Raw genomic sequence first — 16274 nt, 5'->3', positions numbered from 1 at the left:
ATCATGGGGTGTTGGCCACGTCAGCAATACGGTGCATCATGGCGAGGTAGTCTTCTTCAAGGGAGCTGATATAGATAATTCCGGCCCCCGTTTCACGGGCGATGACTTCGGCGTTTTTCGTGGTCTGTTCCGGCGCCACAACAATGGCGGTCACCTGCTCCTCCGTTGCCCGGTCTATCATCGTCTGGAGGTGTGTCGGTGAGGGTTCCTTGCCGTCTGTTTCAATGACGATCAGGGGGATGTCATATTCATGGGCAAAGTATCCCCATGCGGGATGATATACCATCAATGGACGGGTAGGGTTGCCCTCCCGTGATGCACGAATCTGCGCATCGAGTTGTTCCAGACGGGCGACGTAATCATCCGCACCGTGGGAAAATTCGTCTGCATAAGCAGGATAGTGGCGACTGAGTCCATCCTCGATTGTCCGCACCATGCGGACGGCATTGGCCGGGGACGTCCAGATATGCGGATCGGTGCCTCCGTCTCCTGTGCTGTCTTCGGATAAGGGTTCGATGCCAGTTGAGGTGTCAATGACTTCCATATCTGAATTCATCGACATTATCCTCTCCATCCAGACGTTCTCGAATTCTATGCCCGAACCGACCATGACATATACATCGGTTTCCGAAAGCGCTCTGAGCTGGCCGGGTGTCGGTTCATAGGTGTGGGGGCTTGCGCCGGGAGGGACCATGACCATGACGGATACCCGGTCCCCGCCGACGGCTTCGACGAACTGGCGCAGGGGGGGGATGGTGACGGCGACGGTGATTGGGATTTTGTCATCGTCTTCGGACAGGGTGGGTTGAGGTGATGAGGGGGGGGGCGTGTCCTCCTGAGGTGATATGCACCCTACGCAGAGAAGAATGGCAAGAAGAATGAATATGACGGCAAGGCATCGTTTAGTGGTTCGTATCTTTCTGAGATTCATGGAAACCAGGACTCCTGAATCATGAAATCCGACAGGGGTTTTGTGGTGTGCGTTGATGCTACTTGAATGGGAGAGTGGATAAATGTTCATGCCGCAGAGAATGGCGGAAGGATTGTATCTCTCTCTGAAGGCATGAAAAGGGGCAGACGATGTTTCCCACAATCATGAGGGCGCGGATGTCCCCGGGCCGCATCCCACTTCTCCCCAAGATATATATTCACTGCAGGCACTCTCACCATCATGGAAACCTATCGATGCACGAAATGCGGGTATGTCTATGTCCCGAAGACCGGTGATTATACACAGGACGTTGCGCCCAACACTCCGTTTGAGAACCTCCCGAAGACATGGGTATGTCCGAGGTGCGGCGCCCTTCAGAAGAACTTTGTTCGTGTCGAATAAGGGTGGCATTGACGATGCCTCCCAATGTCTCTCTGTTGGCAAAATATCCCCGCTTATTCCGGCGATATGATAATTCCTGAGAGAATGGGACGCTTCAGAATCTTTGCGGATATCTGCTAATCCTTCTTGCAGGGGCGTTCTGTTGAATATCTGCCGAATCGTTAATAAACGGTTTATTCTATCTCCCTTTTCTTCCCTCCCAAGAGGAAAGCGCTTTCATAATGGAAAGTAAAGAATTGATATTGCGTATGGGACGAAAGACGAAACCGGAGACCTGTAGACATCCGGCTGATGGCTTCCCGGTAATAAAAGGGATGTGTGCTGCTATCCGGTGATTGGAATGCCTGAGATGCCAATGATCGTCATAGCAGCCCTTGCCGGTTTCTCTCTCTTTTCTGCACTCATCACATATGGTCTTGGGGTCTTTGTCTACGCACAGAAGACCACGTCGCACATTCACCGGCTTTTTCTTGCGATGACTCTTGCAGCAACGTACTGGGCGCTGGGGGAGTTTTTCATCTGGCAGGCAGTCGATTATGCCGAGAGCCTTTTCTGGCTGAAAGCCAGTTCTTTCTGGACAATTACCATCGCTCTTGCGGTCCATTTCATCATTTCATATACCGATGCCATTCCGTCCCGGGGTCGGCAAAGGGCGATTCTTGTCGGTTCGAGCCTCTATCTCCCTGCCGTTCTCTTTTCTCTTATTGAGATCTTTACCGGATGGATCTATGTGGTGACTTACGAACCGGGGGCTGGCTATGTCTATCTCCCTGTGCTGACGAATCCCGTCTGCTGGATCATGCTGGTATACTACTTCCTCATCATGGTCTGGGCGCTTTTTGCGAGTTATCTCTCATGGCGGCGCGTACCCGAAGGAACCATTCGCCGCCAGAACTGTCTTGTCTGTATCGGTATCGCCGCCGTCATCATCTTTGGGTCCCTCTCGGGCGGGGTGTTACCGGTGTTAGGCATACACGTGCCGAATATGGTGTTTATCGGGATTGTCATCTTCTCCGTGCTCATTGCATACGCGATTCGCCGGTACGGGCTTTTCGTTCTGAGCCCGGAGAACGCAGTCATGGATATTCTCCGGACCATGCCGGACGGAATGGTCCTCACGGACAGGGATGAGAGGATAATTGCCGGGAACAGGTCCCTGATGGAGATATTCCCGGACATTGAGACGGACTATTGTGGCAGAACCTTTTCGTCGCTCATAGGAACGGATGCCTTTGAATCTATCCGGGAGGCGATCGGTGCGGACAGGAGAGTTTCGGATTTCGAGGTCATCCTTCAGAACGGGGAGCCACGCATTATCAGTATTACCGGATCGATCGTTTTGGATCAGGATGAGGAGCCGGTCGGAAGCGTGTTCATCCTTCGGGATATCAGTGACCGGAAAGCATCGGAGACGGCCCTTCGAATCGCAAATGAAAAATTATCCCTGCTCTCCCAGCTGACACGGCATGATATCAGCAACCTTGTCACCGCACTCTACGGCTATCTGACCTTTCTCGAAGAAGACCGCAGTAGCGAGGCGAGCGGGCGGTATGTTTCCCTCTCTTTGACTATCGTCGACAAGATCATACTGCACCTCCGATTTTCCCGGGAGTACCAGGAGATCGGTATGAAAAGGCCTGTCTGGCAAAGGCTTGAAACGATGATCGATCGTGCAGCGTCCGGTCTTCCCTACGAGGTCGACATACGGGTGAGTGTTGCCGCAGTTGAGATATACGCAGACCCTCTTGTGGAAAAGGTAATGTACAACATTCTCGAGAATGCAGTCCGGCACGGTGAATCGGTCACCAATGTTCTTATCGCGACGGATGAACAGGCAGACGGGACATTGGTGCTCGCATTCGAAGATGATGGCACGGGTGTCAGCGATCATGAAAAGGAAACGATATTCGCATTCGGGTACGGAAAGAATACCGGATTTGGGCTGGCGTTCTCACGCGAGATTCTTTCTGTAACCGGAATAAAAATTTTTGAGACCGGGACCTATGGGAAAGGGGCCCGTTTTGAGATACGCGTTCCCCGCACAGGATGGAGACCCACGGAATGATTTCTTCTCCATCATTCAATGGAGATGGAGCATCCTTGTAATCGGGCCTCCTCGTAAGGACCTGAATTGTGCCTTTCTCTTTTGATTGACATGGGGGGGCGGATCCTTTTTTTGATGTGGTATGAGCATTATCACATTTCATGACCCTGCGAGTCATGCCGATTCCCATCGATGATACCTACACTCGGGTGCGGAATAATAAATGACGCTGAGGGGGAGATTTGAACTCCCGAGGGGCTAAAGCCCCACAGGCTTTCCAGGCCTGCGCCCTACCAGACTAGACTACCTCAGCAAGAGAACAGTTTGTCTTCATCTATATTCGGGAGGAATTTTATTAAGGCTATGGGTTTGGGTGTGTGGGCCGGGGCCTATCTGCCTCCCGGCCGCGCTCTTAGTCCTCGTCCACGCGATGCTTCTTCCATCCGGGAGGATAGGTGCCGGGCGCCATGATCACCGCTGTCGGGCGGACGACGAGGCCGGGGGTGCCCGGTTCATAGTCTTCCGATGCAACGAGGGCAGACCCGGTACAGACCAGCTCCCCCTTTGTGGTCAGCACGGCGACTTCTTCCCCTTTTTTATGTGCCTCGCGGGAGATCACTCCAACGCCCGCGAGGACGGCGCCGTGGCAGATGGCGTCGACGGCCGTATCCCGGATGACGATCGTGGGGAGAGCGGCCGCGACTTCATCCGGCGGGCGGATGAGGCGCAGGAGAGGGGCAGAGTCGCCGTTGTGCAGGGCGACAGTGGCATCCTTGAGCTCATGGAGCGTGCAGGTGTCCTGCTCGGTAAAGAGGCCCGACCGGGTCCTGCGCAGTTCCTGCATGTGCCCCCCGACACCGAGGGAGAGGCCGATGTGACGGCAGAGGGAGCGGATGTAGGTTCCCGCCTCGCATTGCACCCGCATGAGAACGAGGCGTCCCTGGACATCAAGAATATCGATGGCATAAATCTGGCGTATCCGCAACTGCCTGCTCACCGCACTGCGCTGCGGGGGGCGCTGGTAGATCTTGCCTGCGTATTCTTCGATGACCCGGTCGAGCTCGGCTCGCGAAACATCTCCGTGGAGACGGAGAAGGGCGATATATTCCTTGTCTTCATTAAGAAGGAGGGGAGCGAGTTTGACTGCCCGGCCGAGCATGACAGCCAGCACTCCCGAGACTTTCGGGTCGAGGGTCCCGCCGTGGCCGGCGGGAACACCGATCATCTTCTGTGCCCATGCAGCCACCTCATGACTGGAGGGTCCGCGGGGTTTGTCGATGATGATGATGCCTGCATGCAGGCGGCGTTCGAGTTCCTGGTCCTTCATGATTCATCCTGGTTCAGATAGATATTCAGTTCGCGCAGCGTCCCTTCCAGCGTCCCGTCTCCGGTGATATCCGGCTCGTCCCCTCCTTCCTGCATCCGCTCTGCCGTGATCTCACCGATGGCGATGAGCAGAAGCCCGGGACGGTTCTGCCACTTTGCAAGGGAGTAGGAGTTGGCACTGGTAAAGAGGATGGCATCGGCACCGGCGAGGTTGAGGGGAGTTCCGGTCGCCTCCAGTGCATAGACGGGAATCTCCGCCGCTGTTCCCCCGTAGTCTTCTATTGACGTGAGGAGTGCAGGATTCGGCACATCGGCACGGGGGATGCCGACGGTTTTTCCCCGGAGCCATTCGCCGAGGTAGGGGGCAAAATCGCGTGAATAGTGGGTGGGCAGGATTTCACTTGTGATTCCCGACTCCGCTAATGTGCGAGCCGTCTGCGGCCCGATGGCAATGACGCGCGCATCAGTTCTTAGTTCAGGGGCAAGGTACCGGGCAGGAAGCGCGCTGGTAAAGAAGATGCAGTCAAAATCACCGCGGTTTGCTGCTGTCAGGAACTCGCGGCATTTCCCTTCATAGGCGGTGGCCTCCAGCGGCGAGACAATGAGGCATTCATGCCCATACTGCATGCAGAGGGCCTGATCGGTGTCCGCTTTTTCCGGGAGTCGTGTGATGGCGATCTTCATCTGTGTATACCTTTTGCCTCGATCCATAATCTTCCTTTGTTCCGGTGAATTTATGGGAGAATCCGTTCGACCGTAGAGTACGTGCTTTCTGCAGTATGCGCCGGAATTGCCACCGGCATTGCACTGGGGACATTCAGCGGACTGGTGCCCGGCATACATGCCAATACCATGGCTGGTGTCCTTCTGGCTGTCCAGGGCCTCATGGCAACCGTGTTTGGCGTAACCGGTGTCGCCGTTTCCCTCTTCTGTGCCCTTGTCACCCATACCTTTCTGGACTGCGTCCCTAGTACGGTACTCGGGGTGCCGGATGCAGATACCGCCCTTTCGGTCCTGCCTGCCCATCGGCTCTCGCTGGAGGGCCGTGCGGAGGAGGCAATCCGCCTGTCGGCTCTGGGAAGCGCTCTTTCGGTCCCCCTCGTTCTGCCGCTTTTCGCTCTCTTCTTTCTCTATCTCCCCTCGATACAACCGGTGCTGGACTGGTGGATTGGCGTCATCCTCCTTGGAGTCGCCGGGGTTCTCATCATACATGCCGAATCTCCGGGGTGGTCCCTTGTTGTTTTCTGTTCCTCGGGCATTCTCGGTCTCTTTACCTTCCGCTACGATTACCTCTCATGGCACCCCTTCGGCACGTCATCGCTTCTGATGCCGCTTCTCACCGGTCTCTTCGGTATTGCTGTTCTTGCGGTATCGACGCATGGTCTGCTGCCGGCACAGGCCCGGGTGGCTCCCTCCATGGAGAAGGGACGCCTTGTCCGCAGCACCGCCATCGGGACCGTCGCAGGGGCGCTCGTCGGGTGGATGCCGGGGCTCTCGAATGCGACTGCAAATGCCCTTCTTTCGCCGGGTATGCAGGATGGGGAGAGTGGGAAGGAGTTTATCGTCGCGACGAGCGCGGCCAATTCGGCCAATGCATTTCTCGGGCTTGCCGCGCTCTTTGCGCTTGGGAGGACGAGAAACGGGGTGATGGCGGCACTTTCGGAGATTGCCGTTCCGCCATTGGGCATTCTTCTCATAGCAGGTGCCGTCGCCGCCCTTGCCGCCTATCTTCTGACCATTGGCTGTTCCCGGGGTGCGCAGCGTATTTCAGGCTTTCCTGTCAGGCACGTGAGCGCGGTGGTTATTGTCTTTGTAATCATCCTGGCGGGGGTTACCACCGGGCCCTTCGGCCTCTTTATTCTCGCCTGTGCATCGGCCTTAGGGTTTGTCCCGCCGCTCGTGAATGTCCGGCGTACGATGTGCATGGGAGTGATCATGCTCCCGCTCATTCTCTCTTCCCTGGATTTGTTCATTTATTAAAGCCCGGAAAGATCGAGGGGGTACAGGATACCCCATATGCGGGTTGGATGAATCTCTTTGTGGAAAGAGTTGGTCACCCTCATATTCCGGTGTACAGGAAGACCATATAGGCGATATACCCCGCAAGGAGCACTCCGCCCCATATGCGTGTGACCTTCGGCGACCCCTTCACGAGGGGGATGACTGCAAGTGAGAAGAGAACGAGAATGACGATGTCGCTGAAGTGGGGGATGGCAAGCGGGCGGATAAGGGCGCCGGTGCCGAGCACCATGAGAAGGTTGAAGATGTTGCTGCCGAGAAGGTTGCCTGCTGAAATGCCTGCATCGCCTTTGAGGATGGCAACAAGGGAGGTTGCAAGTTCGGGAAGCGAGGTTCCGACCGCGACCATGGACATCCCGATCACAAAGGCGGGGATGCCGAGTGCCGTTGCGATGGTCACGGCGCTGTCAAGGACGAACTGGGACCCGATGATGACGGCCACAAGACCCCCGACGGTGTATCCCCAATCGAGGTTTCCATGAATCTCGATTTTTGTTCCCGGTTCCTTTCCTATCCTCTTGTAGATGATATAGAGAATGATGACGAAGGCGATGAGAAGGATGATGCCGTCGACAAGACCCACCATGTTGTCCAGGCAGACCACCGCAAAGACGGCGGTCGCGGCAAGCATAAGCATGGTCTCGGTGTAGACCTTGCTCTTCTCTCCTTCGGCACGTGCGATGACTGCGGGGCTGATCATCGCACAAAGTGCTAGGACAAGGGCGATGTTTGCGATGTTGCTGCCGAGAATGTTTCCCAGCGCTACATCAGGATTGTCCGTGACGATGGCGTTGATGCTCACGACAAATTCCGGAAGGGAGGTCCCGAATGCGATGATGGTAAAGCCGATGACCGCCGAGGGGACGCCGTACCGGGCGGCAAGACCCCCTCCCCCTTCCACGAAGTAATCTGCCCCCTTGATGAGAAGGGCGAGGCCGACGATGAAGAGGAGAACGGTCAGAATCATTACAGGCACGTCCGTGGATTTCCGTAATGTTGGTTGTTGGTATTTATCCGTTTTTGGTTCCTCTTATGGCCGTGCAAAGAGAGGTGCTTTTTTGTGATGGAGGTGGATAGTAAGGATACATATGCGCAGGTACTGGTTTGGGGATATTGAAGGGGATGCGTGCACCTGTGCGGGGTACGAGACCGATACACTTGTGGAGCGGTACCTGGCACTTTTGGAAGATGGGGGGAAGGATGTTCCTGCTCTTCCTGATGTTCAGGAGGCCGTACGGTGTGGCTGCTTTGCCGATCGTGACCAGTACATCGCAACCCTCCGGGATGTTACCATTGCTCTTGCAGAGGAGGAAATCAGGGAGTGTTTTGGGAAAGGTGACGTCGAACTCGTCCAGATGGTCCGCCTGATGGATGAACTGGACGAAGTGATCAATCTCCTGACAGAGAAGTCGACCGAGTGGTACCTTGTCAAAAACCCTGCATTCTCGAGAAAATACCGGTCCTGCAATGCAAAAAAAATGGTCGGCATCATGAAGCGCGACCGTACGTCGCTCGGCCGGGTGGCAGGGGAAGTGGATCGCCTCTCGGCAACGCGCTCCTCGCTTATGAAGGAGATTTCACACCGGGCCGATCTTCTTCTCCCGAACTGCTCGGCCCTTGTCGGGGGGCTGGTGGCCGCCCGAATCCTTGCGCGTGCGGGGGGGCTGGAGGCGCTCGCATCATTCCCTGCATCCACAATTCAGGTGCTCGGAGCGGAAAATGCGCTCTTCACCCACCTGAGGGCGGGGTCTCCCTCGCCGAAACACGGCATCATCTTCCAGCACCGCCGCGTCCATAACGCCCCACGGAAAATCAGGGGCCGTGTGGCGCGTGTGCTCGCGGGAAAACTGGCCATTGCAGCCCGCATCGACGCGTATCGCGGTGAAGCCGATGAAGTATTCCTTGAAAAGGCCCAGGCGGCCATCGACAGGGCGGGTGTAGCCGAATGAAATTCATCGACGGGACCCTGGTGTCGCCGGGAAAGGGCGGCGTTTATGGCGAGCGGACCCTCGGCGAGTGGCGGATATGGGATCCGTACAGAAGCAAACTCGCAGCCCTCGTCCTCAAGGGGACTGAAGTGACGCTCGATGCATCGGTGCATGTCCTCTATCTCGGGGCGGCAAACGGCACGACGGTGTCGCATGTCGCGGATTATGCCGGGACGGTCTATGCGATTGAATTTGCGCCGCGTCCGATGCAGGACCTCATTGAGGTGTCACGGCGCAGAAAGAACATTGTGCCGATTATGGCGGACGTAAACCGCATGCAGGTTTATGAGCCGCTGGTCGAGCAGGTGGATTTCATTTACCAGGACGTGGCGCAGCCCAATCAGGTGGCAATCGCCGTCAACCACCTGAAATTCCTGAAAAGAGGCGGAACATACATTCTGATGCTCAAGACGAGGAGTGTCAATGTCCGTGAGGATCCGAAGGACGTCTGCGAGGCATCAGTACAGGCCCTTGAGGCAGCGGGGCTCGTTGTCCAAACCGTCCAGTGGCTGGACCCGTATCATCGTGATCATGCGGCACTGGTGTGCCGCCTGCCGGAGGATTAACGGGTGCGCCAGTACTATTTCAACCCGTTTTCCATCATACTCATACTATTTCTCATAGCGATTCTCATCTTCCTTATACCGCTTCTTCTGCTCGGCATTATCGGCGGGGCGCTCGAAAGTCTTGGATTCTCCGGCTGGACGATTCTCCTCCTTATCGTTTCAATCATTGCGGGAAGTTTCATCAACATCCCGCTCACGAAGATCAAGGGTGCGAGAAAGCCTGATTATGTCTTCCGCAACCGGTTCGGTCGGGTCTATACGGTTCATGACTCCGATGACACCGTGGTCGCCGTCAATGTGGGGGGTGCGGTGATTCCTGTTCTGATCTCGCTCTACATGTTCCTGAATGTGGCCACCAATGCAGCGGCCTTTCCCGACCCCGGCGCGGTGATCCTCGCGGCCCTTGCCGGTATCTGCATCGTCGCCGGGGCAACGCACGCCGCCGCACGGGTGGTACCGGGACTGGGTATTGCGACGCCGTTTTATGTGGCGCCGGTGGTGGCGCTTCTGTGCGGGGTCGTCCTTGAGTTTTCCAATCCGCTTGCAGGGCCCGTCATCGCCTTTGTCGCAGGAACGATCGGGACGCTTGTCGGCGCGGACCTTTTGAATATCCGGCATCTCGGCCGTGTCGGAGCCCCGATGGTGAGTATCGGCGGTGCCGGGACGTTCGACGGGATATTTCTGAGCGGTGTTCTGGCGGCGTTTCTTGCGTGAATGTATGAAATTTGGAAAAGGATGCGCTCTGCTCTCCTGAAATTTCGGTGGCGGTGAATGGGGGATGTCCGGATTCATCTGCCGTACGAGAGATAATTCCGAAAGGTGCTGAGAAATATTGGGATTGGCGATCAAAATCTTGAAAAAAATAATTCTAAAAGATGATAGTCCGGAGCAGATTCGAACTGCTGTCGCAAGATCCAGAGTCTCACATGATTGACCACTACACTACCGGACTTCTGAAATTACCTCTAGTTGTCTGTCGGTGAGAGATATTAATGTGACGATTTGGGCCGAACGGGCGTCTCAGGTTCTGTCGGATTGGTGTATGTCCGTATATTAATTGATCCCAGAAATGATGGGGCATGACGGCATGGTTTATGTACGATGACTTCTTTGGCAAATAGTCGAAAGAATATCTGGTGGAATACGCGCCTCTCCTCCGGAATCCCGGAAGTTACATTCGGGGGCAAATTACGGGCGAATGAGGATGATTCGGGCGATATTCGCGGTCTCTCTCCGCCCTCCTGTTTCCGTCAACCACAAAGGATATATTAAGTGTTCTCCAAATATTGGAACATATTCCGTCGTTCGGAGTATGGAACAAAGTGAAGCGTTTTTCGGCGATTGCCGAAGATGTTGCATGATGTTCCCTCAATGTATTGTAAGGAGGTTATGAATGAAAACAAAACTAGGAATTGCCCTGGTAGCCATGATTGCACTGGCATTTGTTGCAGCAGCACCTGCAGCAGCAGACACCAGATACATGAATTCGACCGGGCTTACCGCATTCGCTGGTGAAGAGGACCTTAACTGGGATGCCGTCACCGGTGGAGTAGACACTTGGGTTGCCGTATGGTTCCCCGATGGAGCTGACACAAGCTCAGCATCTTGGGCAGATACCTATTCAATTACCCCTGGTTTCACCAACTATATCGATCCCTCGAAGTTTGGTACGAAGACAGGAGCATGGTATGTTGATCAGGACAGCCTGACGGATCCCCAGCTCAATGGTAACTGGACCGTTGCATTCTATGCGGCAGTTCCGACCATTGATGTGAAGGCATACGAGATTACTGGTGCAAGTACTTCCAAAGACCGCACAGATGGCAATGTCATTACGAACTCTAACTTGACGTTCAGAATTGACACCAACCTGTGGAAGATCTTTGACCGTACTGGTTACGAAGCTGGCGATGATGCTATTACCATCACCGTGAAGGACGAACAGGGTACCAAATATACGGGCCTTATCAATGCGGCTGGTACAACCACATCCATTAAGGACTTCGCAGTTGACAGCCAGCTTGACTATGTTCTTGGTCAGTATGACCCTATCTGGTACACCTCCAGCGCTAACTACGCATCCGGTGTCTACACGTTCTACGCATCCTGTGATGTCAACAGCATGGATGACAACTATGCCGTCACCGGCTCAACCGTCTCCAAGGTATACACCGTCACCATTGCAAAGGACACCGTGACCATTGAGGCAAACAAGGACACCGTCGTCCGCAACAACGACTTCTCCGTGACCGTGACCGGTAGGCCCAACACGAACTACGCCCTCTGGCTTGAGGGTTCCAGCAGTGTTGAGCAGCCCCCCGAGATCAAGTTGAACCAGGACTCCGTTACTGTCAATGACACCGATGCAGGTGACTATGAGTTCTCCTCCGGCAAGACTGTCCGGGCAGACACCGCAAATGCAAATGGATTTGCAAAGATCACCACCTCTGGGTCCGGCACCCGCACGATTGGTTTTGCAACCAACCAGACGACCACCGACCAGAGCTACACCATCCGCGTTCAGCAGATGACCGACTATGCAACTGCAAAGTACGACAAGGTCAAAGTGAAGGTTGAGAAGGGCGATGTTACCGTCACCGCATCCGGCGACGCATCCTACTTCCTCGGCGAGGAGATCATTCTCTCCGGAACCAACACTGACAGTGACTACGTCTACCTGTTCATCACTGGTCCCAACCTGTGGGCCAACGGTGCAAAGCTCGTAGACCCGAAGAACACTGACAGCAAGACCACCACTGGTGTCGACACCACCTTCATCGAAGAAGCTGTTGAGACCGATGACACGTGGGAATACAAGTGGGACACCTCTTCAGTTGACCTTGATGCAGGCACCTACACCATCTACGCTGTCACCGACGACATCGACAAGGGCGACCTCGGAACCCTGAGTGCAACCTATGCAACCGTTTCGATCGTCATCAAGAAGCCGTTCGTGACTGCAACCACCAGTGCAGCAACCGTCGCAAAGGGCGACGACCTGTACATCACCGGTACTGCAGAGGGTGACCCCTCCAACGTCTACGTCTGGATCCTTGGCAAGAACAAAGCCATTGCAACCTCCGAGACCGTTGAGGATGACGGCACCTTCGAATACAAGTTTGCAACTGACAGCTCCCTTGCAGCCGGACAGTACTTCGTGGTCGTTCAGCACCCGATGTACAACGGACAGCAGGACATTTACGAACTGAACGGCAACGTCTACAACAAGATCAGCGACGACCTTCTGCTCTTCAAGCTCGAGGGCCAGGGCAGTCTCCAGGGCTCCGACGCTGCAGAGGCACTCGTTCAGGCAATCAACTCTCCGAACGTTGATGATACCTACTACAAGCTCACCTTCATGGTCGAAGAGCCGTGGATCATCATCGACGCAATCGGCGACCGCTATGTTGGCGAGACCTTCACCATCACCGGAACCACCAACCTCGCTGTTGGCGACTCCCTGATTGTTGAAGTTGTTTCTTCCTCATTCCAGCCGACCGAGAAGACCCAGTCCGGCGCATTCAGCGGCGCATCCGGCACTGTCCTCGTCACCGAGGGTGACGACGGCAATGCATGGGAGTTTGCAGTTGACGCATCCAACTTCAAGCCCGACGAGTACATCGTCAAGGTCGAAGCTGTTGAAGCTGACAACACTGCAACCCAGACCTTCAACGTTCTGAAGGCCGTCCCGACCGCAGAGCCGACTGCACAGCCGACCGCACAGCCCACCGCACAGCCCACCGCTGAGCCGACTGAGGAGCCCACTCCTGAGCCGACCGCAACTCCGGGCTTTGGTGCAGTCTTTGCACTGATCGGCCTCGGTGCTGTTGCAGCACTGGTCCTCCGGAAGGACTAAACCCCCCAATTTTTTCTTTATTTTGACCGTCTGTGTGACGGGGCGTTTTTTTAAATTGTCCCTAAACAGGGAACCTTATCTACTCAGCAATCAAAATTCCGTTTATCCAACAGGAGATACCGGAGTTTTGGAATGAATCTGCTCGTACAACATGTTGATGTCAGTAATCGCGGTGCACTGCTGCACAAGAATGATGCCCGCATTCTGGGTGTCCTCGATGGTGACCGTATACGCATCGTCAATCATACAAACGGCAAATCGGAATCGGTGGTCATAGACACGACCCCTTCACTCGTAGAAGAGGGCCACATCGGCGTCTACTCCCTGACGTTCAGTGGCATAGGTCTTGAAGATGGGCATGAGGCAGAGGTCTTCGAGTCCATCCCGCCGGCATCAATCCGCACCATCCGCAAAAAGATGGACGGGGGGCGGCTTTCAAAGGATGAGATCTACGAAGTCGTCTCCGATATTGTCCTGGAAAATATTTCCCTTACCGAACTGACCGCCTTTGTGACCGCATCCTATATCCATGGCCTCGACATGGACGAGGTGGAATACCTCACCCGTGCGATGGTCGATACCGGCGATTCGCTTGAGTTCAGTACCAAGCCGGTGGTAGACAAGCACTCGATCGGTGGAGTTCCCGGGAACAAGATCACGCTGATTATCGTGCCGATCCTGGCGGCAGCCGGACTCAAGGTCCCGAAGACGAGTTCGCGTGCGATCACCGGGGCTGGTGGGACGGCGGACCTGATGGAGGTTCTCGCCCCTGTCGAATTTAGCGCGATCGAGGTACAGGAGATGACCGAGAAGGCGGGAGCGGTGATTGTGTGGGGAGGATCCACGAACATCGCCCCAGCCGACGACCGTATCATCAATGTCGAATATCCGCTCAAGATCGACGCCCGTGGTCAGATGATTGCAAGCGTGATTGCCAAAAAGAAGGCAGCCGGTGCAGATATCGTCGTCATCGACATCCCTGTTGGAAAAGAGGCGAAGGTTGAATCACTTCAGGAAGCCCGCAAACTCGCTCGTGAGTTCATCGAGATAGGGGAGCGCCTGGACCTTGAGGTCGAATGTGCGATTACCTTCGGCGATCTGCCGGTTGGCCGGACAATCGGGCCGAACCTGGAGGTCGCCGAAGCGATGCGGGTTCTCGAAGGGTCACCGTCACCCGGATCGCTTGTCCAGAAGAGTCTTGCTATCGCAGGTATCGCCCTTGAGATGGCCGGCAAGGCGGCACGGGGCGAGGGGGAGCCCGTCGCACGCGAGATTTTGCAAAGTGGAGCAGCGCTTGCAAAGATGAAGGAGATCATAGCCATTCAGGGAGGAAATGCGGACATTAAAGCTGATGATCTCAAGCCCGGCATCTACATGGCTGATGTGCCGGCTCCGGCCGACGGGTATGTGATCAACATCGCCAACCGTGCGCTCATCACCATCGCACGACTCGCGGGGGCCCCCAACGACAAGGGTGCCGGCATCTGGCTGCATGCCAAGCGTGGGTCTCAGGTGAAGAAGGGCGATGCGATCATGACGATCTATGCCGACAATGAACAGAAACTGAAGAATGCTCTGGAAGAAGGTCGGCGCCTGATGCCGATCCTGGTGGAAGGAATGCTGATCGACCGCCTTCCCTCGGATACCCTGCACTTCAACCGAATGGACTAACATCCATAAAAAAAATTACTTTGTATGGATATTCACCGTATAGTTCCGGCTTTGGTTGCCCTTCTCTGTCTTTGCGGTGCCGTCCAGGGGGTCTCGCTTCGGGTGACGGTGACAGACGACGTGAGTGGGGACCCTGTTTCGGATGCAAACATCTACGTTGAGGGGACGTACGAGGGCGAGACAAACTCCGAAGGGGTTTATATTTATGAGCATTCCCTGAATGAGTCGTTCCGAATGGGAATCGAAAAGACGGGCTATATCAGCTGGCAGTCGATGGTCTCTGCCACCCAGTCAACTCTTGCGGCCGAACTCTCGCGAAAGGCGGTGACACTTACTGTCTCCCTCTATGATGCGGACACGCTCGAACCGGTCGACGGTGTTCTCGTGAAGGTCTCCGGGGAGGACTATCTCTCGACGGATACCACCGATGGGTCAGGGGATGCCGTATTCGAGGTGAAGGCCGGCATGCAGTATAGTGTGGAGGTCAGCGCTTCCCACTTTGAACTCCTCAATAAGATCGTCGAGATGGGAAATGAGGCCAGATTTGTTGATTACCGCCTCATTCGTGATGATATCTTTGTCGTGGAAGTGACGGATGCAAAAGACGGGTCTTCCCTGAGTCAGGCGGATGTGTATATCGACGAAAAATTCGTCGGTGCCACCGGTTCGGATGGGAGAGTGACGGCATACGTAGAGCGGGGGCGAACTTATCCCATCTCGGTAGCCAAGGATGAATATTCCACCTTCACGGATCAGCTCTATATTGAAAGCGACCTTCTCATCTATCCTGTTGTTCTCTCAAAGGCCCTCTATCCGGTGGCAATCTCGGTCTATGAGGCGGACCGGACGCCGATCGAAGGGGCAAAGATCTATATTGATGAGGATTTTCACGGAACGACGGATGAGTTCGGCCATTCGGGGATTGCCAGACTCATTGCCGGAGTCCATGAAGTGGAGGTCAGGGCAGATGCATATGAGACAGTTGTCCGGGAAGTGACCGTCGATGAATCTGTCGAGGATATCATCATTCAGCCTGAATTCGCGATGGCATCTGTTACCATTCTCGCAGAAGAAGACGACCACACCCCGGTCGAAGGTGCGACTGTCCGTGTGGACGGAACCTATGTCGGGACGACCGATGCAACCGGACAGTTTGAGACGGTTCTCCGGACGAATGCGGCATATGTCATATCCGTCAGCGGGGATGCGTACAATGAAGCATCAGTGGAGGAGAGCATACCGAAAGGCACCAGTGTATATCAGATTGAGGTTACAATGGAGAAGTCCATAAACATTGGTCTTATCATCGTGGTTGGAGGAATCGTTGTTATTGGTGTTGCGGGTATCATGGGCGTTCGACATCTCAGAAACAGGCCGGGTAAGCGCAATCCGCAGAAGAAAAATCAACTATGATTTTTTCTTAAAAATCCGGCGAATTCTCTTTTTTCTTCAAGAAAATATTTATTCTTTC

The 16274-nt window shown here is 55.0% G+C and carries 13 protein-coding genes and 2 tRNA genes; 9 read left to right on the top strand and 6 right to left on the bottom strand.

What is annotated here, in order from left to right:
• Window position 1: 1 nt before the first annotated feature.
• Window positions 2-931 carry a metal ABC transporter solute-binding protein, Zn/Mn family gene (locus tag AZH53_RS06570; protein ID WP_319642715.1) on the bottom strand — a complete coding sequence of 310 codons (930 nt, stop codon included), beginning with the start codon at window positions 929-931 and terminating at the stop codon, window positions 2-4.
• 240 nt (window positions 932-1171) lie between these two features.
• On the opposite strand from AZH53_RS06570, the gene AZH53_RS06565 reads away from it, so the two are divergent.
• Both AZH53_RS06565 and AZH53_RS06560 read left to right on the top strand, forming a co-directional pair.
• Complete coding sequence (locus AZH53_RS06565; RefSeq protein WP_319642714.1) at window positions 1172-1333, top strand: rubredoxin; 162 nt, start codon at window positions 1172-1174, stop codon at window positions 1331-1333.
• 340 nt (window positions 1334-1673) lie between these two features.
• A complete protein-coding gene (locus AZH53_RS06560; protein ID WP_319642713.1) occupies window positions 1674-3398 on the top strand; it encodes a histidine kinase N-terminal 7TM domain-containing protein in 1725 nt (574 codons plus the stop codon).
• A 206-nt stretch (window positions 3399-3604) separates the two neighbouring features.
• On the opposite strand, the gene AZH53_RS06555 is transcribed toward AZH53_RS06560, so the two are convergent.
• From AZH53_RS06555 to AZH53_RS06545, 3 genes are all read right to left on the bottom strand, one after another.
• Window positions 3605-3690, bottom strand: a tRNA-Ser gene (locus tag AZH53_RS06555).
• 99 nt (window positions 3691-3789) lie between these two features.
• A complete protein-coding gene (locus AZH53_RS06550) occupies window positions 3790-4704 on the bottom strand; it encodes an RNA-guided pseudouridylation complex pseudouridine synthase subunit Cbf5 (protein ID WP_319642712.1) in 915 nt (304 codons plus the stop codon).
• Window positions 4701-5387 (bottom strand): uroporphyrinogen-III synthase, encoded by a 687-nt coding sequence (locus AZH53_RS06545; RefSeq protein ID WP_319642711.1) that lies wholly within the window; start codon window positions 5385-5387, stop codon window positions 4701-4703. Before AZH53_RS06545 ends, AZH53_RS06550 begins: the two co-directional genes overlap by 4 nt.
• 81 nt (window positions 5388-5468) lie before the next feature.
• On the opposite strand from AZH53_RS06545, the gene AZH53_RS06540 reads away from it, so the two are divergent.
• The gene (locus tag AZH53_RS06540; protein ID WP_319642710.1) at window positions 5469-6683 is read left to right on the top strand and encodes a tripartite tricarboxylate transporter permease; all 1215 of its coding nucleotides are present in this window, start codon (window positions 5469-5471) and stop codon (window positions 6681-6683) included.
• Window positions 6684-6762: 79 nt separating this feature from the next.
• On the opposite strand, the gene AZH53_RS06535 is transcribed toward AZH53_RS06540, so the two are convergent.
• The gene (locus tag AZH53_RS06535) at window positions 6763-7689 is read right to left on the bottom strand and encodes a calcium/sodium antiporter (protein WP_319642709.1); all 927 of its coding nucleotides are present in this window, start codon (window positions 7687-7689) and stop codon (window positions 6763-6765) included.
• 121 nt (window positions 7690-7810) lie between these two features.
• Between AZH53_RS06535 and AZH53_RS06530 the strand changes: the two genes are divergently transcribed.
• Genes AZH53_RS06530 through AZH53_RS06520 form a run of 3 tightly spaced genes read left to right on the top strand, consistent with a single transcriptional unit; the run spans window position 7811 to window position 9990 of the window.
• Complete coding sequence (locus AZH53_RS06530; RefSeq protein ID WP_319642708.1) at window positions 7811-8671, top strand: NOP5/NOP56 family protein; 861 nt, start codon at window positions 7811-7813, stop codon at window positions 8669-8671.
• The gene (locus AZH53_RS06525; protein WP_319642707.1) at window positions 8668-9276 is read left to right on the top strand and encodes a fibrillarin-like rRNA/tRNA 2'-O-methyltransferase; all 609 of its coding nucleotides are present in this window, start codon (window positions 8668-8670) and stop codon (window positions 9274-9276) included. Before AZH53_RS06530 ends, AZH53_RS06525 begins: the two co-directional genes overlap by 4 nt.
• 3 nt (window positions 9277-9279) lie before the next feature.
• A complete protein-coding gene (locus tag AZH53_RS06520; RefSeq protein WP_319642706.1) occupies window positions 9280-9990 on the top strand; it encodes a DUF1614 domain-containing protein in 711 nt (236 codons plus the stop codon).
• A 165-nt stretch (window positions 9991-10155) separates the two neighbouring features.
• Here the strand turns inward: AZH53_RS06520 and AZH53_RS06515 are convergent.
• Window positions 10156-10228: transfer RNA gene (locus AZH53_RS06515), tRNA-Gln, on the bottom strand.
• Window positions 10229-10669: 441 nt separating this feature from the next.
• On the opposite strand from AZH53_RS06515, the gene AZH53_RS06510 reads away from it, so the two are divergent.
• From AZH53_RS06510 to AZH53_RS06500, 3 genes are all read left to right on the top strand, one after another.
• A complete protein-coding gene (locus AZH53_RS06510; RefSeq protein ID WP_319642705.1) occupies window positions 10670-13132 on the top strand; it encodes an MEMAR_RS02690 family S-layer glycoprotein in 2463 nt (820 codons plus the stop codon).
• 132 nt (window positions 13133-13264) lie between these two features.
• Window positions 13265-14803 (top strand): AMP phosphorylase, encoded by a 1539-nt coding sequence (locus AZH53_RS06505; protein ID WP_319642704.1) that lies wholly within the window; start codon window positions 13265-13267, stop codon window positions 14801-14803.
• Window positions 14804-14827: 24 nt separating this feature from the next.
• The gene (locus AZH53_RS06500; RefSeq protein ID WP_319642703.1) at window positions 14828-16216 is read left to right on the top strand and encodes a PEGA domain-containing protein; all 1389 of its coding nucleotides are present in this window, start codon (window positions 14828-14830) and stop codon (window positions 16214-16216) included.
• Window positions 16217-16274: the final 58 nt, after the last annotated feature.

This window comes from Methanovulcanius yangii (assembly GCF_018687785.1).
Classification (GTDB): Archaea; Halobacteriota; Methanomicrobia; order Methanomicrobiales; family Methanomicrobiaceae; genus Methanovulcanius; species Methanovulcanius yangii.
Note: the sequence above shows the minus strand (reverse complement) of the source record. Positions and strands in the feature narration are given on the sequence as shown.